The sequence below is a fragment of the Vibrio sp. Y29_XK_CS5 genome (assembly GCF_024181835.1).
In the GTDB taxonomy this organism is placed as follows: domain Bacteria; phylum Pseudomonadota; class Gammaproteobacteria; order Enterobacterales; family Vibrionaceae; genus Vibrio; species Vibrio harveyi.
In genome coordinates, this window is sequence record NZ_JAMZAM010000003.1 from 312,992 (window position 1) to 336,462 (window position 23,471).

The 23,471-nt window shown below is 44.3% G+C and carries 17 protein-coding genes; 9 read left to right on the forward strand and 8 right to left on the reverse strand.

The features are described from left to right. Positions 1-42: 42 nt before the first annotated feature. Positions 43-2,388 carry an LPS assembly protein LptD gene (gene lptD, locus NL647_RS15445; protein WP_253650370.1) on the reverse strand — a complete coding sequence of 782 codons (2,346 nt, stop codon included), beginning with the start codon at positions 2,386-2,388 and terminating at the stop codon, positions 43-45. A 269-nt stretch (positions 2,389-2,657) separates the two neighbouring features. Here lptD and djlA point away from each other — a divergent pair, with 269 nt between their 5' ends. Then, positions 2,658-3,518, forward strand: coding sequence for a co-chaperone DjlA (gene djlA, locus NL647_RS15450; RefSeq protein WP_009698850.1), 861 nt, complete (start codon positions 2,658-2,660; stop codon positions 3,516-3,518). A 136-nt stretch (positions 3,519-3,654) separates the two neighbouring features. On the opposite strand, the gene NL647_RS15455 is transcribed toward djlA, so the two are convergent. From NL647_RS15455 to leuA, 5 genes are all read right to left on the reverse strand, one after another. After that, positions 3,655-4,437, reverse strand: coding sequence for a DUF547 domain-containing protein (locus NL647_RS15455; RefSeq protein ID WP_061065568.1), 783 nt, complete (start codon positions 4,435-4,437; stop codon positions 3,655-3,657). Between the two features lie 133 nt (positions 4,438-4,570). Then, a complete protein-coding gene (gene leuD / locus NL647_RS15460) occupies positions 4,571-5,173 on the reverse strand; it encodes a 3-isopropylmalate dehydratase small subunit (RefSeq protein ID WP_253650371.1) in 603 nt (200 codons plus the stop codon). A 10-nt stretch (positions 5,174-5,183) separates the two neighbouring features. Next, complete coding sequence (leuC, locus tag NL647_RS15465) at positions 5,184-6,602, reverse strand: 3-isopropylmalate dehydratase large subunit (RefSeq protein ID WP_053049222.1); 1,419 nt, start codon at positions 6,600-6,602, stop codon at positions 5,184-5,186. Between the two features lie 111 nt (positions 6,603-6,713). Then, positions 6,714-7,805, reverse strand: coding sequence for a 3-isopropylmalate dehydrogenase (gene leuB, locus NL647_RS15470; protein WP_005450462.1), 1,092 nt, complete (start codon positions 7,803-7,805; stop codon positions 6,714-6,716). Between the two features lie 89 nt (positions 7,806-7,894). Next, positions 7,895-9,442 carry a 2-isopropylmalate synthase gene (gene leuA / locus NL647_RS15475; RefSeq protein WP_005450461.1) on the reverse strand — a complete coding sequence of 516 codons (1,548 nt, stop codon included), beginning with the start codon at positions 9,440-9,442 and terminating at the stop codon, positions 7,895-7,897. 534 nt (positions 9,443-9,976) lie between these two features. Here leuA and NL647_RS15480 point away from each other — a divergent pair. From NL647_RS15480 to NL647_RS15515, 8 genes are all read left to right on the forward strand, one after another. Continuing rightward, positions 9,977-10,765 carry an SH3 domain-containing protein gene (locus tag NL647_RS15480; RefSeq protein ID WP_005450460.1) on the forward strand — a complete coding sequence of 263 codons (789 nt, stop codon included), beginning with the start codon at positions 9,977-9,979 and terminating at the stop codon, positions 10,763-10,765. A gap of 216 nt (positions 10,766-10,981) precedes the next feature. Beyond that, positions 10,982-11,530, forward strand: coding sequence for a phosphatase PAP2 family protein (locus NL647_RS15485; protein ID WP_005450458.1), 549 nt, complete (start codon positions 10,982-10,984; stop codon positions 11,528-11,530). Between the two features lie 3 nt (positions 11,531-11,533). Next, the gene (locus NL647_RS15490; protein WP_017190054.1) at positions 11,534-12,580 is read left to right on the forward strand and encodes an MJ1255/VC2487 family glycosyltransferase; all 1,047 of its coding nucleotides are present in this window, start codon (positions 11,534-11,536) and stop codon (positions 12,578-12,580) included. A gap of 532 nt (positions 12,581-13,112) precedes the next feature. Continuing rightward, the gene (gene calR, locus NL647_RS15495) at positions 13,113-14,072 is read left to right on the forward strand and encodes a LysR family transcriptional regulator CalR (protein WP_005430441.1); all 960 of its coding nucleotides are present in this window, start codon (positions 13,113-13,115) and stop codon (positions 14,070-14,072) included. A 299-nt stretch (positions 14,073-14,371) separates the two neighbouring features. After that, on the forward strand, positions 14,372-16,180 hold the full coding sequence (locus NL647_RS15500) for a long-chain fatty acid--CoA ligase (protein ID WP_253650372.1): 1,809 nt from the start codon (positions 14,372-14,374) through the stop codon (positions 16,178-16,180). Between the two features lie 449 nt (positions 16,181-16,629). Then, entirely contained in the window at positions 16,630-18,354 is a 1,725-nt protein-coding gene (locus NL647_RS15505) for an acetolactate synthase 3 large subunit (RefSeq protein ID WP_005450455.1), read from the forward strand. A gap of 1 nt (position 18,355) precedes the next feature. Continuing rightward, positions 18,356-18,850: an acetolactate synthase small subunit gene (gene ilvN, locus NL647_RS15510; RefSeq protein ID WP_005450454.1), complete on the forward strand. Its 495-nt coding sequence runs from the start codon at positions 18,356-18,358 to the stop codon at positions 18,848-18,850. A 112-nt stretch (positions 18,851-18,962) separates the two neighbouring features. Then, positions 18,963-20,843: a diguanylate cyclase gene (locus NL647_RS15515; RefSeq protein ID WP_005450453.1), complete on the forward strand. Its 1,881-nt coding sequence runs from the start codon at positions 18,963-18,965 to the stop codon at positions 20,841-20,843. Between the two features lie 92 nt (positions 20,844-20,935). Here the strand turns inward: NL647_RS15515 and NL647_RS15520 are convergent, their stop codons facing one another. Both NL647_RS15520 and pykF read right to left on the reverse strand, forming a co-directional pair. Next, positions 20,936-21,613, reverse strand: a complete 678-nt coding sequence (locus tag NL647_RS15520) for a GntR family transcriptional regulator (protein ID WP_017190055.1) — start codon at positions 21,611-21,613, stop codon at positions 20,936-20,938. Between the two features lie 151 nt (positions 21,614-21,764). Continuing rightward, positions 21,765-23,177 (reverse strand): pyruvate kinase PykF, encoded by a 1,413-nt coding sequence (gene pykF, locus NL647_RS15525; RefSeq protein WP_005450451.1) that lies wholly within the window; start codon positions 23,175-23,177, stop codon positions 21,765-21,767. Between the last annotated feature and the right edge of the window lie 294 nt (positions 23,178-23,471).

Consider the following 23,471-nt stretch of genomic DNA (forward strand, 5'->3'; position numbering starts at 1 on the left):
ATAGATTAAGCGTCTTGCTATTGTTTAAGACGCCTAATTTGATTAATTGTTCAAATAGAATGGACGACCGTATTTGATTGCGTTGTCTGAGCCATCAAGCTCTTTCGCCGCAGTATCAGCTCGTTGGTTGGTTGCAAAACCTTGAATACCAAAGTTCACGCTGATGTTGTTTTCGTATTTTGGTGATGCGCCAGCACTGCCGATGGCTTTTTCATCCCAGCCAAGCAGTTGGTTGGAATATGTCAAACCAAAGTACCAACAGTCAGATTGGTAACGCACGCTCGCCAACCATTCCATATCAATGTTTTCATTCAGGTCATAGTAGTACTGACCACTTGCAGACCAGCTTGGGTTGAACTCGTAAGCCGCTACAATACCCGCTTGTGAAATCCCCTTACGAGTGATCGTATCTAGGTTTTCGAGAATGATCGTATCTTCGATGTATTCTCGAGTGACGTAACGGTAGTTACCTTGAACAAAGCCACCATTGAATTGGTATTCCAGCGTGCTGTTAGCAAGCTGCATTGCGCTCAAATCAATGTCGTATTGAATACCGCCGTGGTAGAACAGGTAATCGTTGTAGTTGAAGTCTGTTTCAATTGCCCAAGATGAGTAGTTTGAGGTCTCATCTGGCACGCTAGGACTGTTACTGATCTTGGTTTTCTTATCGAAGTAGTAGATCTGACCAAACGAGATATTGAGGCGCTCTTTATAGTCATCATCAAAGAATCGAGTACTTGCACCGTAACTCAACTGGTTTGCTGATGCGATCTTATCAATGCCACTGTATTTACGGCTGCGGAATAGACCATAGTAGTCAGTTTGCAGCAAGGTGGTATCGTAGTTGTAGATGTTCGTCTGATCTTCTTCAGGGACATACAAGTACTGCAACTGAGGCTCTAGCGTTTGTGTGTAGCCGTCAATCCAGCTAGTGTCACGCTCTAGATACATACGCGCATGCGTACGGAACTCTGGGATGACGCGTGATACGTTTTCATCAAGCTGGTTTCGTAAATTAGTATCTGTTAGCCCTGTTAAGTCTTGAGAGTAGTATGTCGATAGGACACGAGCTTCTGTAGTCCATGTCGCCCATGAGTTCGAAAGCGGGATAGTAAGACCTGGCTCTACGTGAACACGAGTTGCATCGGGCTTAGCTGTATCATCAGTATCAAAGCGGCTGATTTGGCTCTTCACGTCAAAGTTAACGTAATTGCCCATGAGTGGTGTGTAGTAGTTCAAATCCAACTGAGGCAGCAGACGGTATGGTTGGTTCTCGTCTTGAAGTAGGATTTGGAAATCACGAACTCGCAGTGATGCATCCCAGAAATTCGAACGGTATTGTACTTCACCTTCTTGAAGCAACTGACCATCTTCTCGGTTACCAATATCAGAGCTGAGATCTCGGAAGTAATCAATATCGCTGACTTTGGAGTAGTCTAAGTTGACTAACCATTGTTTGTTGATGATGCCTTCATGTTTGAACTGGTAACCCCAACGCGACTCGTCGTTGTACTTCTTGTCGCTGTTCATGTACTCGCCTTTGATTTCACCTTGTCCCCAACCATCGGTTAGGTAACGAAAATCAGCGTCGAGCTTGTTACCACGCTTCTGCATGTATAACGGAGTGATCGTCATGTCGTACTCAGGCGCGATGTTCCAATAGAATGGAATCTCAACTTCCATACCATCGTTGGAGCCATACGACAGAGAAGGGAATAGGAAGCCTGTCTTACGCGTATCACCAATTGGCATTGTTAAGTACGGTACGTAAAAAACGGGAACGTCCAATACTTCAAAACGAGGGTGGTGCAGTGTAGCGGTTTCTTCATCTTGGTCGACATCAATACCTGATGCGACTAATCGCCAAGAGTTATCGCCTTGAGGGCATGATGTGATAGAGCCGTCTTCCAGCTCATAAACGGATTGACCCGTACGTGCGATATACGCTGCGGTACCTCGACCTTGCTGGCAAAGGAATTGGTAGTCGGTATTTTCTAGCGAGAAGGTATCTCGGTTGATGTCGTTGGTGACACGATCAGAGCGCGCCTTCACCTTACCGTCATTGAAGGTTACGTTACCTTCCGCTACCACTACATTGTCTTGCTGATGAAGTGTCACGCTATCCGCAGTAATCTTCTTTGGTCCTTGCGTCACTTCTACGTTGCCGGAGTATTGGGCTTTGTCGCCATTGATCGCCTGAAGACTATCAGCTTGTACTACGACTGGGGAATTTAGCGCGTCCTCCTCACCACTTGTCTCGACCAAACATTGATCTGTGATGGGCATTTCCTGCACACTATCATTGATATTCGCTTCAGCTTGAGTGGTGGGTACAAACAAGGCGGTGCTGATAGAGGCCGCTAAAAATGTGCGGGAGAAATGTTGCATTGAATTGAACTTTCCTGTGTCACTACTACTCGATGGCTATAGGGCTTGTTGTACCCTAGCTTTATAGCCAAATGAATCAACTATAGTTTGCAATTATCCCAGAGCATGGACTCGCTGTGGCATAATGCCGATATAAAATAGCTGCAAAGATAAGCAGGCGAAATAGCCTGACCGTAAAAAAACTAATTCCATTATCATAAAGGAAATCGTTGCGTCCGGCACTATAAGACCGCCGTCGTCGATAAAAATTCATTGATAGAGAACACATAATGCATATTTTTGGCAAAATATTGGGTGCCTTTTTTGGCTTGTTACTCGGAGGTCCATTCGGTTTATTGTTTGGTCTATTTATCGGTCACCAATTCGATAAAGCACGTCGTTTGAGTCAAGCGGGGTTTTCTACTGGCGGTTTTGGTAAAGGTCCAAGCCAAGCTCAACGTCAGGAAGAATTTTTTAAAGCAGCATTCGCAGTAATGGGACATGTGGCTAAAGCCAAAGGGCAGGTAACGAAAGAAGAGATTCAACTTGCTTCAACGATGATGGACCGCATGAGCCTTCATGGTGAGCAACGCCGTGCTGCCCAAGATGCATTCAGAGAAGGTAAAGAGAGCGACTTTCCACTGGAAGAAGTATTGGTCCGAGTGAAGATTTCTTCAGCCGGTCGCTTTGATTTGCTGCAATTCTTTTTAGAGTTACAAATTTCTGCCGCATTTGCCGATGGTTCTATTCATCCGAGTGAGCGCAGTGTTCTACATAAAATTGCTCGTGGTCTTGGTTTCTCTTCCGAACAGCTAGAGCGACGTCTCAATATGCAAGAAGCGGCTTTCCGTTTCCAAAGCCAAGGTGGCTTCCATGGTCAGCAGCAAGGTCAGTATCAATCTTCAGGTGCAGGGTGGCAGCAAGCGTCACAAGCAGACCAGTTGGCCGATGCCTATAAAATTCTGGATGTGTCTTCAGATGCAGACGGTAAAACCGTTAAGCGTGCTTACCGTAAATTGATGAACGAGCATCACCCAGATAAATTGATGGCAAAAGGTCTACCACCAGAGATGATGAACGTTGCGAAAGAAAAGTCGCAGGAAATTCAAAACGCGTACGATCTGATCAAAAAGGTGAAGGGCTTTAAATAAGCGCGTATTCTTATCAAATCTCAATAAAAAGGGCACCTAGTGCCCTTTTTTAGTTTCTGTCTGGTCTTTGGTTTGGTGATGCTTTCGAGCTTTCGGGTTAGCATGATCCAAAAGCGCATAGACCTACCAGTCCCCATTAATTGGCTTGATTTAGATTCCAATCGTATTCGTATTTTACTTTTCCAGAAAAGCCTTGGTATTGCGGTGCATATTGAGCAATGTGATTAAATACTTGTTCCTCACCGCCAAAATCTTCAGCAAACCAGTCATAAATGGAAGAAAGCTGCGCTGAATTACCTTTAATTGATACACCTTTACTACTGTTAATAAATGTTTTGGCTGCAGAGTCGAGTAGCGCCTGCGTGTTTTCAGCGGTGAAAGCTTGAGTTTGTAAATTTGGACATCCCAAGCTTGCACAATTCACTGCATAGTGTGTTCTCGGATCTTGCCAAATTGGACGCAAAATACGATGTTCAATGTCGTTTAAAGTCAAATCTTTACCATTCACCACCACAACTTCGTCTCCCCAAGGTCCAAAGCTAAATAGCCCGCCTAGTTTCGTAATGGAGTTAACAGGGTAGTTATCCAAAATTAGGTCAACGGTGATGGCGTTATAAAGGTTAACCCAATACGCGTATTGCTCTGCTTGATTGTATTGTAGGGGATCGAGTTTGGCTAAGCGTTGGATGTACTGTTTTAACTTCGCTTTATCCGTTGCTGAAACTTGGTTATAGCGAAATAACGTGTTTTCATCCTGCTCAACCAAATAGCGGTCTAATAGTTGTTGCCATTCTTGGTGAGAAATTTGTGTTTTGTTGGCTTGATTCGATTGCTTCCAATACGGCCACAAATCGGATTTCGGCGCAGAAAAAGCGGAGAAAGAGACGAGGGCACACAATATCAATAATAGACGCTTCATAATTGAACCTTTGGGTTAAACCTTGTTGATAGTGTAGACCTGTAGAAGAAGTAGTTTCTTTCTGAGGTAATGAAAATAAAAGAAAAAAGGCTGGCATAAGCCAACCTTGTATTTGTTTCAATCTCGATTTGAATTAGCTTAAGAAGCTTGGAATTTTCGCTTCGTATTCAGCAATCTTATCTTCGTGTTGAAGGGTCAGACCGATATTGTCTAAACCGTTCAGTAAGCAATGACGACGGAAGGTGTCGATTTCAAAACCATATTCTTTGCCGTTAGCACGAACGACATTAGCTTCTAAGTCCACTTCCACTTCAGCGTCTTCGTTAGCCTCAACAAATTGGAATATTTCATCCACTTCTTGTTCTGTAAGGCGAACAGGTACCATCTGGTTGTTGATGGAGTTGCCGTAAAAAATATCGGCAAAGCTAGGTGCAATCATCGCTTTGATGCCGTAATCGGCTAATGCCCAAGGGGCGTGCTCACGAGAAGAACCACAACCGAAGTTTTCTCGTGCTAGCAAGATAGAAGCGCCTTGGTAGCGCGGAGCGTTCATCACGAACTCTGGATTTGGCTGTTCGCCAGCATCATCTAAGAAACGCCAGTCATGGAACAAGTGTTTACCAAAACCTAGACGAGATACCTTTTGTAGGAACTGCTTAGGAATAATGGCATCGGTATCTACGTTCGCTGCATCTAGAGGAACAACTAAGCCTGTGTGTTGTTTAAAACCTGACATCTGTTCTCTCCTAGTCCTGGTTCTCAAAAGAAGTCAATTCGCGAATATCAACAAAGTGACCAGCGATTGCCGCTGCCGCTGCCATAGCAGGGCTAACCAAGTGGGTGCGACCATCACGACCTTGGCGACCTTCAAAGTTACGGTTTGATGTTGACGCACAACGCTCATGGGGACCCAAGCGGTCGTTGTTCATGGCCAGACACATTGAGCAACCCGGTAGACGCCATTCAAATCCTGCCTCTTTAAAGATAACGTCCAAGCCTTCCGCTTCAGCTTGGGCTTTTACTTGTTCTGAGCCCGGAACGATAAGAGCTTGAACATGCCCTGCGACTTTACGACCTTTCGCTACTTCTGCTGCTGCACGCATGTCTTCGATTCGTGAGTTAGTACAAGAACCAACAAAGACTTTATCGACGTTGTAATCTGATAACGACTTACCAGCTTCAAGTCCCATGTAAGCCAACGCTTTTTCAGCAGAGGCTTTTTCTACTGGATCTGCAAAGCTCTCTGGTGTTGGGATGGGCTGGTCTACAGCGATTACTTGACCTGGGTTTGTGCCCCAGGTGACTTGTGGCTTGATGTCTGCACCGTTCAGCGTTACTACGGCATCAAACTGAGCATCATCATCCGTTTTTAAGGTTTTCCAGTATTCCACTGCCGCATCAAATTCAGCACCCTGTGGCGAGAACTTACGACCTTTAATGTAATCGAATGTGGTTTCATCTGGTGCAATCAAGCCTGCTTTTGCGCCTAGCTCAATCGCCATGTTACATACCGTCATACGACCTTCCATGGAAAGATCAGTGATGGCTTCTCCACAGAACTCGACGACATAACCTGTACCGCCAGCAGCTGTGGTCTCACCAATAATGGCAAGTACGATGTCTTTAGCAGTGATGCCCGGAGCTACTTTGCCTTTCACTTCGATTTTCATCGTTTTTGCACGTGCTTGTTTTAGCGTTTGAGTTGCTAGCACGTGCTCCACTTCTGAAGTACCGATACCAAATGCAAGTGAACCAAATGCACCGTGAGTTGCGGTATGTGAGTCACCACAAACAATGGTCATACCCGGTAGCGTAATGCCAAGTTCTGGTCCCATTACATGCACAATGCCTTGGTATTTGTGGTTAATGTCGTAAAGCGTAACGCCAAATTCTTCACAGTTTTTCGATAGCGTTTCCATCTGGATACGGGCCATCTCGCCGGAAGCATTGATGTCTTTTGTCGTCGTGGAAACGTTGTGGTCCATAGTCGCAAAAGTTTTGCTGACCTGACGCACTTTACGACCTTTTTCACGCAATCCGTCAAATGCCTGCGGAGACGTCACTTCGTGTACCAAATGACGGTCGATGTACAAGATTGGGTTTTCCCCTTCTGCTGCGACGGCAACGTGTGCGTCGTAGACTTTTTCGTATAGTGTTTTGCCCATTGGTTTGCTTCCTTTCCTCGTTATCCTTGTCGCTTTGTTTTAGCACCAATGACTGAGAGGTAAGTCATTGGTGGATAGAGGATTTAGTATTTATTATGAATCTGTTCTGTATTATGAGTTTAAGATGTACTCAGCGATCTTATCGCCCATCTCAGATGTTGTAAGCGCAGGGTTGTCACCAGCAAGATCGCCCGTTAGCTCCCCAGCTGAAAGTGCTTTTGATACTGCGGCTTCAATGTCTTGCGCCGCAGTTTCTTCACCTAGGCTGTAACGCAGCATCAGTGCTGCTGATAGGATTTGCGCCACAGGGTTAGCAATATTCTTACCTGCGATATCGGGTGCACTGCCACCTGCTGGCTCGTACAGACCAAATTTACTTTCGTTTAGGCTTGCTGAAGGCAGCATACCCATTGAGCCAGTGATCATTGCACACTCATCAGAAATGATGTCGCCGAAGATGTTTGAACAAAGCATTACGTCAAACTGAGCTGGGTCTTTAATCAACTGCATTGTTGCGTTATCAATGTACATGTGTGACAGCTCGACATCTGGGTAATCTTTTGCGATTTCTTCTACCACTTCACGCCATAGGATTGAGCTTTGCAGAACGTTCGCTTTATCGATTGAACACACCTTCTTACGGCGTAGACGTGCAGATTCAAACGCAATTTTTGCGATACGTTCGATCTCAAAGCGGTGGTAAACCTCGGTATCAAATGCTTTTTCTGTTGCGCCTTCACCTTCACGACCTTTCGGTTGACCGAAGTAGATACCACCAGTTAATTCACGTACTACCACGATGTCAAAACCACGACCTGAGATGTCTGCACGAAGTGGTGAGAAGGCTTCTAGACCAGAGTGGATCTGTGCTGGACGAAGATTACAGAATAATTGGAAGTGTTTACGTAGCGGAAGTAGGGCACCACGTTCAGGTTGGTCATTTGGTGGTAAGTGCTCCCACTTTGGTCCGCCTACTGAACCGAATAGGACGGCATCAGACTCTTCACACGCTTTGACTGTACTTTCTGGAAGTGGGCAGCCGTGATTGTCGATTGCAATACCACCAACATCATGCTCGTCACGCTCAAATGCAATACCGTGTTTCTTTTCGATTGCATCCAACACTTTATGTGCTTGCGCCATCACTTCTGGGCCGATACCGTCGCCAGGTAAAACGGCAATTTTGTATGATTTGTCTGTCATGTTAATCCTTTAATATTTCTAAATTTTTGAGCTTATCTAAACGAATTTGGTTGGAGTCTGAGATGTAAATCAGACCCCAATGAATCACATTAAACTGTCGCGATTTTCTTTTGCTTCATCTCTTCAATCTTATCGGCACGATGAATGCTGTTGATGACGTGTAATAGCGCTTGACCAGATGCTTCTACGATATCGGTAGAAACGCCGGTACCGTGGTACTTGCGACCTTTGTAGTTGGCGATAATGTCTGCTTGACCAAGACCATCTTCACCTTCACCTTTTGCCGTTAGGTCGAACTTGTCTAGAACGATGTCGTAACCTGTCACGCGGTAGATACATTGGTATAGCGCATCAACCGGACCATTGCCGACTGCAGCCTCACACGTTTCCTCATCACCACATTGCATCTTGATGCTGGTGGTCGCCATTACGCTGCCTGATTGCACACTTAGGTAGTTCAACTTGTAGAAATCATCTTCTTCACGCAAGTTTGAGAAGTGCATTAGGGCTTCTAGATCGTAATCAAATACTTGACCCTTACGGTCGGCAAGCTTCAAGAAGTCCTCGTACAACGCATCTAAGTTGTATTCTTCTTCTTTGTAGCCCATTGAATCCATGTGGCTTTTCACGGCTGCACGACCACTGCGGCTGGTTAGGTTCAGAGCTTGGTTTTTAAGACCGATCGATTCAGGCGTCATGATCTCGTAAGTGTTTTTGTTCTTTAGCATCCCATCTTGGTGAATGCCTGAAGAGTGGCTGAATGCGTTGGCACCAACGATCGCTTTATTGCTCTGAATTGGCATGTTACATAGCTGACTAACCAACTTGCTGGTGCGGTGGATTTCGTCGTGTTTTAGACCGGTATGCACACCCATGAATTCTTGGCGTGTTTTTAGGATCATCGCGATTTCTTCTAAAGAACAGTTACCTGCACGCTCACCGATACCGTTAATGGTGCCTTCTACTTGTCGCGCCCCTGCTTGGACGGCTGCGATAGAGTTTGCGACTGACATACCTAAGTCATCGTGGCAGTGCACAGAGATGATGGCTTTGTCGATGTTGGGTACGCGGTTGAATAGGGTTTCAATGATGCCGCCAAACTCACTTGGTACTGTGTAGCCAACGGTGTCTGGAATGTTGATGGTGCTTGCGCCCGCATCGATAGCGGCTTCAACCATGCGGCATAGGTTGTCGATTGGAGTGCGCCCTGCGTCTTCACAAGAAAACTCGACGTCGTCGGTGTAATTGCGTGCGTGTTTTACTGCTTTAACACCCATTTCAACCACATCGTCGTAGCTGCGGCGAAGTTTGTCCTGAACGTGAACAGTCGAAGTGGAGATGAAGGTGTGAATTCGGAAAGCATCAGCGACTTTTAGTGCTTCAGCGGCGGCATCGATGTCTTTCGCAACGGCACGCGAAAGGGCACAAACTCGACTATTTTTTATGTGTTTTGCGATGGTTTGTACGGACTCGAAATCACCTGGTGAAGAGACAGGAAAACCCGCTTCGATAACATCAACGCCCAGCCTTTCAAGCGCATAGGCAATCTGCAGTTTTTCTTTAACCGTCAAGCTTGCTGACAACGCTTGTTCGCCATCACGCAATGTGGTGTCGAATATAATGACCTGATCGTTCATGTTTGCTTCCTTCATGATTTTTGCACTTTCGCGCAAGTTAATCGTTTACTTCCGGTATTTAGATATAAAAAAACCCGCATTTGCATGCGGGTTTCTAAGAAATTGGTGTGGTTATTTTTCTTCCACAGCCTACCCGCGCGAACTGGTCACGATCAGGAGGAGGCTAAGCAGGATAGAAAAACGTGCTGACATAGTTGTTAAGCATTCCACAAAATTAAGTTAACAAATTAGTACCGCACTCAATGGAGCACGTCAACCCTAAAGTTGATTTTTTATTCATATCGGATCAGTAGGTGAATTAATCTTCTATCAATGATGGACGTCTTCAATGTGAAGAAAGGGGAGATGTTTGTGCTACAACAATTATTGCCGCGACTAAGATCACGCTCACCATCTTCTTCTCATTGTTTTGATACTGCATGCTTTGCGAGCTATCACACAAAGGAGGCAATTGGTTGGCATAAATTCAGCAGAGCGATTTATAGTAGAACGGTTGTATCTACCGAATTTTTGAGGCAAATAGGTTAGGGATTAATGGATTTAGCGAAACAACTTGGACGTTCTGCGCTGGCTCTAGCTCTGGTTTCTTTATCTGGGTGTCAGTTACTTCAATTTGGGCAACCGACAGAGGCGACCTCTTCAGTGGTGGCGAGCGATCATGCTCATAGTGTCTTGATGATCAACCACCAAATGGATGAATACTTGAGTGAAGATGGACGTGAATCCTTTCTAAATCAAATGCTGGTGGCGTTAGAGTCGGATAACCGTGACAAGTTTAAAGGTAAAGATCCAGACACTTACTCTTGGTGGAAGATCCGTGTCCAGCCAAATCAATGGAAGGAAGCAGAAGTAAGTCGTCCTATTGTAGAGGGAGTGGATACGTCAAATACACTTGAATTTATGGATGTTTCATATCGCTCAAAGACCACTCTTAATTTGCGAGCAAAACCGAGCTTAAAAGGAGAGAAGCTGGGAGAGCTAACCAAAGGTGAGGTCTTTAATGCTCTTGCTAAAGTGGAAGGCGAACCATGGTTGCTGGTCGAACAAAAAGGTGTGATTAGAGGTTACGTACACAAAGACTACGCTCGTAGTAATGTCGTCAACCGAGACATTTTGTCGATCAAGCCTAATCCACTATTAAAGCATAATGTTGAGCCAAGCGAACAAGGGAAAAACGAATTGTTCGGTAGCTATACTTGCCGTGATTTGAGCTATGAGCTCACGAAAGATGGTCACATGACCACCGGCTCGCTTAGAGCATGTCGTAAACAAAGAAAGATCTGGTACATCGATGCACCAGTCTCTGCTTCCAATCAGTCTTGATCTTTTATGCTCAGATCTTCTGGGTGAATATCTTCGTACTTATGAGCTCGGTTGATCAACGTAACGATTACCGAGCTTATTGCTACTCTTAACTCCCGCCGTTTTTTCTGTTCTGCTGCAAATGATAACGTGTCATTAATTATCCAAATTCTCGTCATGTAGTTGTCACCTTACACGCCTAGTTTTCATATAAAGGTCAAAGTAAAGGAATGTTACATGCGAGCTTTAGAGACAATTAGCCAGCCAATGGCAAGCATTGCTAAATTTGATTTGGCGTTCTCCAGTGTGTGTTTACAACATCGATTTAATCAGCAAGTCGCGAATATCAGTAAAGGAGTTTCTCATAGTGGGGATGGACACCTCTATGTGGTGTTAGGGTTGTTAGCTTGGCTACTTGATAAGCAACATGGTCATTGGTTCTTGATTACCGGGTTAACCGCATTTGCCATCGAATTACCCATTTACTGGGTGTTGAAAAACAGCTTTAAGCGCCGTCGTCCTGAGGAATTGAGCGCGTTGCTTCCTGCCTTTATTACTCCTTCTGACCGCTACAGCTTACCGTCAGGTCATACTGCGGCGGGCTTTTTGATGGCGACGCTCATTCATCATTTTTATCCAGACTTAGGCATATTTGCTTTCACTTGGGCAGCCTTGATTGGGACATCACGTATTCTGCTTGGCGTGCACTTTTTTACTGACATTATCATTGGTGCTTTGTTGGGGAGCCTATGTGGTTCTTTGGCAATTGGGCTCATTGGAGGTTAATGGATGAAAATTCTGTATGGTGTTCAAGGCACAGGAAATGGTCACATCGCCCGCGCAAGAGCTATGAGTAAAGCTTTTCAAACTCACGACGTGCAGGTTGATTTTCTTTTCTCTGGACGCGAACCAGAAAAGTACTTTTCAATGGAGTCTTTTGGAAACTATCAAACTCGGCGTGGCTTTACCTTTGTGACAGAGAAAGGTGCCGTGAGCTATGCTAAAACGGCATTACGCAATAACTTGATTCAGTTTATCCAAGAAGTAAATCAGCTGGATTTGTCTTCTTATGATCTGGTGATCAATGATTTCGAACCCGTCTCGGCTTGGGCTGCTCGTAAGCAGAACAAACCTTGTATTGGTATCAGTCATCAAAATGCATTCCGCTACCCAGTACCTCTTAAGGGGGCGAGTTGGTTGGATAAATCCGTCATAGAGCATTTTGCTCCTTCGCAACACCACCTAGGCTTGCATTGGTATCACTTTGATCAGCCGATCTTACCGCCTATCGTTCATACGCTTGAGCAAACGAGTGGTAATGATGACTTTGTTCTCGTCTATCTTCCGTTTGAATCAATAGAAGACATCAGCGATTTGTTGTTCCATTTTAATCAACAGTCTTTTGTCTGTTATCACCCGAACGTGATTGAGTGTGAGCAAGTGGAAAATATTGAACTAAGACCTCTGTGTCACACTAACTTTCAATCTCATTTGCAACGTTGTAGTGGAGTGATTGCCAATGGTGGTTTTGAACTGCCATCGGAAGCCCTTTCTCTTGGCAAGAAGCTATTACTTAAACCGCTTTCTGGGCAATTTGAACAGCAAAGTAACGTCGCAACATTGGAAGATTTAGGGCTAGCATCTTCGATGGAAAATCTTGATATTTCGACGGTACGTCAATGGTTGAAAGAACAACAAGCAGAAAGCGTGAAGTATCCTGATGTTGCAAAAGCGATCGCCAACTGGGTATTACAAGGTGTCTGGGATGCACCTGAAAAACTCTCTGAACAACTATGGGAACAAGTCGATTTTCCGAGTTACGTATCGAATATTTAACGTCTGATTTATCTTCTAAGTTGCAGTCATTCACGCGCTGATTGGCTGCATTTTTATGCCTTCTATATCATTTCTATTCACGGTCATTTTGCTGACTCTTTAACTGATTTGCATGTTTTGTGAACTTAACTATTGATGCTGGTTTTTGAACGCAAATGCAAATAATAAGCAGGGTAAATGGGTTGTATGATCCCTGTAGATTGTCATTAACGTGCTAAATAGGTTGTAAGAAACCTCTGATTTAGGTGTTTTATACTTTTTTATGTTTTTCTTAACGATATGATAAATATGGAATAAATAACTAATTGGCTAAAATTTAATGATTAAATATCAATCTAGTTGCGAAACCTTGATTGATTAGTTGATAGTACGGTTCGAGCCGGAAATATCTGGACGATAAATATAATACAAATTCGGTTTTCTATTCCTTAAAAAATGATTTGAATCCAGCCACGGTCGTTTGTGTGCAAAGAGATTCTATTCGTTAAGAATTCATTGAACCAAGTTGACGATTACATAAGAGGCGCACTCCATGTTAGATAAAAAAGACGCGATGAGCGCAATTGCTAGCTACCGTATGGAAAGCACATTGCGTGGTGTAGATTTAAACCTATTGACCGTATTTGATGCAGTGATGCAAGAGCAAAATATTACTCGTGCAGCACATAACCTTGGCATGTCACAACCAGCAGTAAGTAATGCGGTTGCTCGCCTAAAAGTAATGTTTAATGATGAGCTATTCATGCGTCAGGGTCGTGGTATTCAGCCAACTCAGCGTGCTCGTCAACTGTTTGGTCCTATCCGCCAAGCACTACAGCTTATTCGTAACGAACTTCCAAGCTCAGTTTTCCAACCTGAGTCTTCAACTCGTCTATTTAAACTGGCGATTTGTAGCCCATGTGATATGCGTTTCGCACCGAGAATCATGGCTAACATTAACGAGCAAGCACCAAGCGTACAGCTACACCTAGATGCGGAATTTGATCGCCTTCTATCTGAGCGTATGCGCTACCAAGAAATCGACTTCGTAATTGACTACGCACGTTTTGATGATCAAGGCTTCTCAAGCACTGAAATCTTTAAAGATGAGCTAGTGGTTATTGCTTCTAAGACGCACCCTCGCATCCAAGGTGGTGTATCTGCTGAGCAACTGATCAACGAGAAACACGCGAAGCTATCACGTGTACATGGTCAACGTAGCTTCTCTGAGCAAGCGTACCGCGAACTTGATTGCCAAGCCGCTTATGAAGGTTCAAGCCTAAGCAACCTGCTATACGTAGTAAGCCAATCTGAGCTTGTGACTATCGCTCCTCGCTGGATGGCTGAGAATGCAGTGAACAGCGACCAGTTGCAAATCCTAGATTTCCCATTTGAAAACAAGGAAATCAGTGGTTACCTAAGCTGGCACGAATCAAGTGAGAAGGACAAAGGCCACATCTGGTTACGTGACCAACTCATGATCACTTGTGGTGAAGTTGTTGCGCTTAAATAAGCTGAATTTTTAGCCTGATCAACTGGTCAGACTGGACTTGTAATCATCAATTTTTACAATTCCTTGCCCCTGAGAGAACGCCGTCTCTCAGGGGCTTTTTATGTCCGCTATTTAATAGTCGAAACAGCGACTTAAGTTGATTAAACCTTCAGCAGTTAAAGACCTGCTATGCTCTCATTAGTGATAGTCGTCTCTTAATAATGATAAGTTTGATAATGGTCAGTTGCGTTTTTAAGCGTCGAGGTTACACTTGTGCGCTCAAATAGCTTACGCCTGTAAGCCAAAAGGTAATGTAAAGAATGGCCAAGTTAGATTTTCATATCGTAAAACGTATTCGTGAACAAATTGCGAAGGGTAGTACTCGTGTTGCGCTTAAACATAAAGTCGGCGACACATGGCAAGGTATTACTTGGGAGCAGTTTGGTCAGCAAGTAGATGCTTTGTCACTTGCGCTTTTGGCTCAGGGATTGGGCGTTCAAGATAAGATCGGTATTTTCTCAAATAACATGCCGCAATGGACCATTGCTGATTTTGCAGCACTGCAATTGCGTGGCGTTACCGTACCTATCTATCCAACTAACACCGCAGCTCAATCGGCTTACATCATTGATAACGCAGACGTCAAAGTGTTGTTTGTTGGTGAGCAGCCACAGTTTGATGCCGCGGTTAGCATTTTCGATGAATGTAAGCAGCTAGAACTGATCGTTGCGATGTCAGATGATATTGACCTAGGCGATCATGCATTTGCCATGACATGGAAAGACTTCGTTGCTAAGGGCGACGTTAGTCACCAAGCTGAGCTAGAAACTCGTTTAGAACATGCGCAAGAAGAAGATCTACTGACCCTGATTTACACCTCTGGTACCACAGGTCAACCGAAAGGTGTAATGCTAGATTACGCGAATATCTCTGCCCAACTTGAAGGTCATGATGAGCGCTTGAGTTTAACTGAAGACGACGTATCGCTGTGTTTCTTGCCATTATCACACGTGTTTGAGCGTGCATGGACATTCTATGTGCTTTATAAAGGTGGTACCAACTGCTACCTGCAAGACACCATGCAAGTACGTGATGCCCTGAGTGAAGTACGCCCAACCGCGATGAGTGCGGTTCCTCGTTTTTATGAGAAGATCTTCTCTGCGATCCACGAGAAAGTGTCACGTGCACCATTCCATCGCAAAATTATGTTTACTTGGGCGGTCAACATGGGTGCGAAGATGGCTGCTTGTCATCAAGAAAACCGCAAGCCATCACTAATGCTACGTAAATCTTACGCTTTGGCAGACAAGCTAGTGTTGAGCAAGCTACGTGCATTATTGGGTGGACGCATTAATTTCATGCCATGTGGTGGCGCGAAGCTAGATGAAACCATTGGGCGTTTTTTCCACGCAATTGGCATCAATGTTAAGCTTGGCTACGGTATGACAGAAACCACGGCAACCGTATCTTGTTGGGATGATCAATGCTTTGATCCGAGCTCTATCGGTATGGCAATGCCAGGCGCTCAAGTTAAGATTGGTGAAAACAACGAAATTTTAGTGCGCGGTCCAATGGTGATGCGTGGCTACTACAAAATGCCAGAGGAAACTGAGAAGACGTTTGACGAACATGGCTTCTTGAAGACTGGCGATGCAGGTTACATTGACGAAAATGGCAACTTGTTCATTACTGACCGCATCAAAGAACTGATGAAGACTTCAAACGGTAAGTACATTGCACCTCAAGTCGTAGAAGGTGCAATCGGTAAAGACCACTTCATTGAGCAGATTGCTGTCATCGCAGATACACGTAAATTTGTATCGGCTCTGATTGTTCCGTGTTACGACTCACTTGAAGAGTATGCGAAAGAACTAAATATCAAGTACCACGATCGTGTTGAATTGATCAAACATCATCAGATTGTTGAGATGCTTGAGAAGCGTGTTAATGACCTGCAGAAAGAACTGGCTAAGTTTGAACAAGTTAAGAAATTCAAACTTTTACCTAAAGCATTCTCGATGGATGATGGTGAGTTGACCCCAACACAAAAACTTCGTCGTAAAGTCATTAACGACAAATACCAAGATGAAATCGAAGAAATGTACACTGAAAAGTCTGATAAAAAGTAATTTAAGCTAACTTAGATTTCAGATTGATGAAAATGTCCCCAGTTGCCTGATATTGTGCTGCTGGGGATTTTTTATGACCGTCTTTCACACTTTTAGTTGTGACTTATGAAGGAAGTTTCGCTGAAAGTTGCCATTTCTAGTGAAATTATTCACTTTATTTTCTTTTGGTTTCTTATCTTGATTCTATTTTGCGCTACTTAGTTAGCGTCAAACCCTGCCTTTGTTCTGATTTATAGCATCTTGTTTAAAATTTGATTCAACTCTCATTAGACCCGTTGATAATAAAACGTTACATTTGTTGTGTTACCTTGCGTTTTGTTATGACAGACGTAAGACATAGCTGAAAAAGTGGAAGTATTTCTATTAGGCTACGAATAAGACCTAGACTATGTAAAACCAGACCAAACCGTTGGCCTTACGGTGAGGAAAACTGGTAAGGAGAGCAAATTATGACAGCAATGTTGTCAGGCGCAGAGATGGTTGTGCAATCTCTGATTGAAGAGAGCGTAGAGCAAATCTTTGGTTACCCTGGCGGGTCCGTTTTAGATATCTACGACGCACTGCACGCCAAAACCGATCAAATCAAACACGTACTAGTAAGACACGAACAAGCCGCTACCCATATGGCAGATGGCTATGCGCGAGCGACGGGCAAGCCCGGAGTCGTACTGGTATGTTCTGGTCCTGGTGCAACCAATACCATCACAGGTATTGCGACTGCATACATGGATTCAATTCCAATGATTGTTATCTCAGGTAACGTACCAAACAACCTGATTGGTAATGATGCCTTCCAAGAGTGTGACATTGTGGGTGTTTCACGCCCTGTTGTGAAACACAGCTTCCTCGTCAAGAAAGCGGAAGACATTCCTGAAACGATCAAAAAAGCGTTCTACATCTCGACAACAGGTCGACCTGGACCGGTTGTGATTGATTTGCCGAAAGATATTTTGAACCCGCAAATCAAGCTTCCTTACGAGTACCCAGAAAGCATTTCGATGCGTTCATATAAGCCAACGACGTCTGGTCACAAAGGTCAGATCAAAAAAGCGTTGAAGTCGCTTGTTGAAGCGAAGAAACCAGTATTGTACATCGGTGGTGGGGCGGTAATTTCCGGTGCGCATGAGCATATTCAAACGCTATCGGAGCAGTTAAACCTTCCTGTTGTAAGCACACTAATGGGGTTAGGTGCCTTCCCGGGTACACATAAAAACTCGCTTGGTATGCTAGGTATGCACGGTACTTATGAAGCTAACATGGCGATGCATGAAGCGGATCTTATCTTTGGTATTGGGGTACGTTTTGATGACCGTACGACTAATAATCTAGAGAAGTATTGTCCGAATGCTAAAGTGATGCACATTGATATTGACCCATCTTCTATCTCGAAAAATGTGAAAGTTGATTTGCCTATCGTAGGTTCTGCTGAAAAAGTATTAGCGACCATGGTTGGTCTGCTCAACGAGCAGGGCAATAACAACGATCAAGAAGCGATAGGTCAGTGGTGGGAAGACATTCAAGTATGGCGAGATCGCAACTGCTTGGCGTATGAGACATCTCCTGAGCGCATTAAGCCGCAACAAGTTATCGAAACGCTGCACAAGCTAACCAAGGGAGACGCTTACGTTGCGTCTGATGTGGGACAGCACCAGATGTTTGCGGCGCTTTACTATCCATTTAATAAGCCACGCCGTTGGATTAACTCGGGTGGTCTCGGCACAATGGGCTTCGGTCTACCTGCTGGTATGGGTGTGAAATTCGCCATGCCAGAAGAAGAAGTGGTGGTTGTGACTGGTGATGGCAGTATCCAAATGAATATTCAGGAGTTGTCGACGGCCATGCAATACGACATCCCTGTAAAAATCATTAACTTGAATAACCGTTTCCTAGGCATGGTAAAACAATGGCAAGACATTATTTATCAAGGTCGTCACTCTAACTCGTACATGAGTTCTGTTCCTGATTTTGCAGCGATTGCAGAAGCTTATGGTCACGTCGGTATTCGTATCGAAACGCCAGATCAGCTAGAAGCGGGTCTCCAAAAGGCGCTCGACATGAAAGATCGTTTGGTGTTTGTCGACATCAACGTAGATGAAACCGAACACGTTTACCCAATGCAGATCAAAGGCGAGGGTATGGACAAGATGTGGCTAAGCAAAACGGAGCGTACTTAATATGAGACACATTATTTCTTTGTTAATGGAAAACCAGCCAGGTGCTTTGTCTCGCGTTGTCGGTTTGTTTTCTCAGCGTGGTTACAACATTGAATCGTTGAACGTATCACCAACTGATGACGAAACACTGTCGCGTCTAAATATCACGACTAACTCTGATGAAATGCAGTTGGAGCAGATTCAGAAGCAACTGCATAAGCTGATCGATGTGCTCAAAGTGCAAGAAGTCACGGAATTTGACCACATCGAGCGCGAACTGATGATGGTCAAGGTGAAAGCGAGTGGTTTTGCTCGTGCTGAAGTGAAGCGTACTGCGGATATTTTCCGTGGTCAGATTGTTGATGTCACGGCTTCTCAATATACGGTGCAACTTGCGGGTACCAGTGAGAAACTGGACGCTTTCATCCAAGCGATTTCGGAAGTTACGGAAGTGGTCGAAGTGGCTCGAAGCGGTGTCGTAGGCATTGCTCGCGGGGAACGTTGCCTCAAGCCTTAATGAAATCTGATGCATTTAAGAAAAGCCATCGTTGTTCGATGGCTTTTTGTTTAGAAAATAACAAACAATGATATAATTGCTGCTTTCGTAATCAATGTGAGTAGTAGAACGCGTGAAAGTCAGGAAGTTAGTCAGCGCTTTGTTGGCGACGACGCTATTTTTTAGCGCGCTCATCTCAATCTACTACTATCAGAAATATCAAACGCTGTTAGCGGATAACGTCAAGAGCACCGCTAAAGAAGCTCTTCATCAACTCGCGTATTCCGAGCGAGAATATAACAACGTTCAAGATCAAATCTCTTCCATCAGTGATCTACTCGGTCATAGCCAAAGCCTTTACGATTATTTGCGTGATCCTAGCGACAAAAATCTCGCCATTTTACAAGAGGTGTGGAGCTCAGTCGCCGTTAACCAAAAATGGTATCGACAGATACGTTTCCTAAACCTTGAAGGGCAAGAGAACGTACGGATTAATTACGACTTCAAAACGGGCATTGCTGCGCCAGCTCAGGTTTTGCAAGATAAGTCCGAGCGAGCTTATTTCCAATTCGCTCAGAATCTTAGCAATGACCAGATCGGCTCTTGGGGGATAGAGTTAGAACGAGAAAATAGTGAGCTCGTTTATCCGTACAGTCCATCGATTCGTATCATGATGCCTGTTGCGATGGATGGCACGCGCGAAGGCTATCTGGTACTGAACATCAACGTTCAATATTTGTCGTCACGTTTAAATTACTCACCTGTAAGAGATTTTAACATCGAGCTTATCAACCAAGCGGGCTACTACGTTGCGAGCTCTCATAATGACAAGTTGTATGGCGATATTATTCCTGCTCGCTCTCGATTCAACTTTGGTTTGCTTCACCCCAAAGTTTGGCAGAACATGGGGGCAGAAAAGATGGGTTACGAATACGATGGTAACCATCTGGTGATCTTTAATACGATTAACTTTGTGCCGGGGGAGTCTCTTCATTTAATTATCGATCTTTCGCAAGAACAGCTCTTAGAGCGAGCTGATCGAGACATTGATGACTTATTGCAAGAAGCTCTCTTTGTTTTAAGCTTGATGCTGGTTTTCGCGCTCCCGATAACAACTTTAGCACTGCACTATCGTCGCCATAGCATTGAGTCCAAGCTGGCTCGAGCGGCACTGGATGGCATGACCGCAGTGATGATTTCGGATACTTCACACCGAATTATGATGGTTAACCAAGAGTTCGAAAACATGATGGGTTATTCGAATTCTCGCTTACGAGGCTGGAATGCCCACAATCTGATTTTTATCCCCGAAGACATTGAAAATATTCTGGCGATTTGGAATCAACTGGGTGTTGAGCAAGTATGGGAAGGTGAGGTGCGTTGTCGTACTAAACTTAATCATGTGTTTACTGCCATTATGCGTATTCAAGCCATTATGGCAAAGTCTGGTAAGGTCAGTTATTACATCACTTCACTGGTGGATATTTCGGAGCGTAAAGAGCTAGAAGAAAAGCTGCGCAACTTAAGTGAGAAAGATGGTTTAACCAGCCTTTGGAATCGTCGTAAATTTGAAGAGCAGCTTGCACAATATACCAACTTGGTTGAACGCTATCCGAATACACCCACGACTTGTTTAGCCTTGTTTGATATCGACCATTTCAAGCGTATCAACGATGAACTGGGGCATGATGAAGGCGACAAAGTCATTTGTACGGTGGCTGAAACTTTACTTCGTGGGGTGAGAAGCACCGACTTCGTGGCTCGAGTTGGTGGAGAGGAGTTCGCGGTGATCATGCCGCACACTACTACGCAAGAGGCAGAAGTGGTTTTGAATCGCTTGCGTGTTGCAGTAGAGCTAAGTAGTGACCGTTCAGTGACCGTAAGTGTGGGTTACAGCGATGTGACTGCGGATAGAACTCGCAGTTACAAATGTGCCGATATTGCCCTGTACGAGTCAAAAAGTGCAGGGCGGAACCGAGTGTCGATTTGTCACAGTTTTGATGACATTGCTTAAAGGCGATGAGAAAAAGCAGTAATTGGCTTCTCTAGCAAATAAAAAAATCGGGATAACCCCGACTTTTTGCTATCTATTGGGCGACGATATGATTAAGCCGTTTCTAGCTCTAGTACGGTTTCAATACGCTGCATTGAGCTCAATAAATGCTTATCAAGCAGTGTCATTGCTTCTTCGCTGTTCTTCGCAAGAACAAGCTTCATGATCATCTCATGTTCATCAATGTTGAACAGAGCATCTTGCTCAGAGTTCAATGTTTGCATCGCAAAGTAGCGGTAGCGTTTGATTTGGTTGATCAGATCACTGAAGAACTCAAACATGTTCTTTGAATCGGCACCTTCCAACAAAGAGACGTGGAACTGATGGTGGCGCTCTTCCCACTCTTTCCAACAGAATGTTTCGTCAAAGTTCAGACGAGATAGCTTATGGTATGACGTTAGCACGTCCAATTCCCAGCTTTCATCACCCGCCAAGATTGCTTTCTTAAGCAGTACAGAAGAAACCACACGAAGGCTTTCGTATAGGTCGTTCAATTCTTTTTTGCACACAGGCGCAACCCAACAGCCTTTTTGTGGCTCAAGCTTTACATACTTGCTCCAAGACAGTTGCACAAGTGCTTCGCGGATAGGTGATGCACCAACGTTGTATTTCTCTTTCAGGTCAGCAACCACAAGCTTTTGACCTGGCTTTAATTCACCCGTCAGGATGTCCTGACAGATCATTTTCGAAACTTTGTCGGTAAGAGTAGGACTGGACACAAGCAACCTCATGAAATTTTATTATCGTGACGACAACTAAACAGTACGTAGTTCGGTTGTGATTGATAATACAGCGTACTGATTATGAGGGCAAGATTAAATATATAAAAAAAGAGGGCCAAAGCCCTCTTTTTTATTGAACTGATGATTGAATTCTTCAGTCTTATAGAACGTGTACAGAAGCTGTGTTCGTTGTGCCTGAAGCTACTAGAGCACCAGAAACCATAACAACGATATCGCCTTTGTTGCCTAGACCTGATTCTAGAGCAAGTTCTTTACCTGCTACGTAGAACGCGTCAGTGCTTTGGATAGACTCAACAACTACTGGAGTAACACCTTTAGTTAGAACTAGCTGTGCAGCAGTCTTAGTGTTAGTCGTTAGTGCTAGGATGTTTGCAGTTGGGAAGTACTTACGTACTGAACGTGCAGACTTACCACCTTCAGTTGCAACAACGATAAGTGGAGCAGCTAGTTTTTCAGCTGTGTCTACCGCGCCTTTACATACTGCTTCAGTGATGCGAAGACGTGGGCTGTCTAGACGAGAACCTAGCTCAGCTTTTAGAGCTGAATCAGTACGGTTCGCGATTTGAGCCATGATAGTTACAGCTTCAACTGGGTACTTACCTTTAGCAGTTTCACCAGAAAGCATAACTGCGTCAGTACCGTCCATTACCGCGTTAGCAACGTCGCCAGCTTCCGCACGAGTAGGACGTGGGTTGTTGATCATAGAATCAAGCATTTGAGTTGCAGTGATAACCATCTTACGTGCACGGTTACACTTCTCGATCATCATCTTCTGAGCGAAGATTACTTCTTCAGCTGGGATTTCAACACCTAGGTCACCACGAGCAACCATGATGCCGTCAGAAAGCTCTAGGATCTCGTCGAAGTTATCAACACCTTCTTGGTTTTCGATCTTAGAGATGATGTGGATGTTCTCGCCGCCGTTTGCAGCAAGTACTTCACGGATTTCTTGAACGTCAGAAGCTTTACGGATGAAAGAAGCAGCTACGAAATCAACGCCTTGCTCACAACCGAATTTAAGGTCGTTCTTATCTTTTTCAGATAGTGCAGGTAGGTTTACAGAAACGCCTGGAAGGTTAACACCTTTGTTTTCGCCTAGAGCACCGTTGTTAAGAACTTTACACTTAACTTCAGTTTCAGAAGTTGCAAGCACTTCCATTTCGATTAGACCGTCGTCTACTAGGATAGTGTTGCCAACGTTTAGGTCGTTAGCAAAACCAGCGTAAGTTACTGCAACTTTGTCTTTGTTACCTACAACTGAGATGTCAGTTGTGAAAGTGAATTCTTGACCAGCTACTAGATCAACGTCGTTGCCGTCTTCTAGTTTGATAGTGCGGATTTCTGGACCTTTAGTGTCTAGAAGGATTGCAAGTTGTTTGCCTGTAGCTTCCATTACTTGGCGGAAGTTCGCGATACGAGTGCCGTGCTCTGCGTAGTCACCGTGAGAGAAGTTAAGACGCATAACGTTCATGCCAGCGTTTACTAGTTCAGTTAGCTTCTCTACAGATTCAGTTTTAGGGCCAATCGTACAAACGATTTTGGTCTTTTTCATGGAAGATACTCTCCGGTAAGTATAGTTACAATTTGAAAGTCGGTTGTTTACTCTGAAGTTAGGGCGTTTTGATGACATTTAGTGCCTGTCACCCACCGATTTTCCGCCGCATTATTGGAACTTCAGATTCTGTAAGTCTTTCACCAAGTTTAGTCATTTTATGACTAAAAGATCGGCGATTTTGGTTACCTTTTTGTGACTAATCCCACTTTATATGCAGAAAGTTGCAAAAAAATAACCTTCAATTCTGTAATTTTTTTTCTTTTCGGTGGCGAATTCTACCACCGAATGAAT

Bases quoted from the DNA above. Each gene is read 5' to 3' on its own strand.
- NL647_RS15485 (WP_005450458.1), top strand. From the start codon at position 10,982: ATGCGAGCTTTAGAGACAATTAGCCAGCCAATGGCAAGCATTGCTAAA.
- NL647_RS15500 (WP_253650372.1), top strand. From the start codon at position 14,372: ATGGCCAAGTTAGATTTTCATATCGTAAAACGTATTCGTGAACAAATT.
- NL647_RS15455 (WP_061065568.1), bottom strand. From the start codon at position 4,437: ATGAAGCGTCTATTATTGATATTGTGTGCCCTCGTCTCTTTCTCCGCT.
- leuD (WP_253650371.1), bottom strand. From the start codon at position 5,173: ATGTCAGGTTTTAAACAACACACAGGCTTAGTTGTTCCTCTAGATGCA.
- pykF (WP_005450451.1), bottom strand. From the start codon at position 23,177: ATGAAAAAGACCAAAATCGTTTGTACGATTGGCCCTAAAACTGAATCT.
- NL647_RS15480 (WP_005450460.1), top strand. From the start codon at position 9,977: ATGGATTTAGCGAAACAACTTGGACGTTCTGCGCTGGCTCTAGCTCTG.
- NL647_RS15490 (WP_017190054.1), top strand. From the start codon at position 11,534: ATGAAAATTCTGTATGGTGTTCAAGGCACAGGAAATGGTCACATCGCC.
- leuC (WP_053049222.1), bottom strand. From the start codon at position 6,602: ATGGGCAAAACACTATACGAAAAAGTCTACGACGCACACGTTGCCGTC.
- djlA (WP_009698850.1), top strand. From the start codon at position 2,658: ATGCATATTTTTGGCAAAATATTGGGTGCCTTTTTTGGCTTGTTACTC.
- NL647_RS15520 (WP_017190055.1), bottom strand. From the start codon at position 21,613: ATGAGGTTGCTTGTGTCCAGTCCTACTCTTACCGACAAAGTTTCGAAA.
- ilvN (WP_005450454.1), top strand. From the start codon at position 18,356: ATGAGACACATTATTTCTTTGTTAATGGAAAACCAGCCAGGTGCTTTG.
- calR (WP_005430441.1), top strand. From the start codon at position 13,113: ATGTTAGATAAAAAAGACGCGATGAGCGCAATTGCTAGCTACCGTATG.
- lptD (WP_253650370.1), bottom strand. From the start codon at position 2,388: ATGCAACATTTCTCCCGCACATTTTTAGCGGCCTCTATCAGCACCGCC.
- NL647_RS15505 (WP_005450455.1), top strand. From the start codon at position 16,630: ATGACAGCAATGTTGTCAGGCGCAGAGATGGTTGTGCAATCTCTGATT.
- leuA (WP_005450461.1), bottom strand. From the start codon at position 9,442: ATGAACGATCAGGTCATTATATTCGACACCACATTGCGTGATGGCGAA.
- leuB (WP_005450462.1), bottom strand. From the start codon at position 7,805: ATGACAGACAAATCATACAAAATTGCCGTTTTACCTGGCGACGGTATC.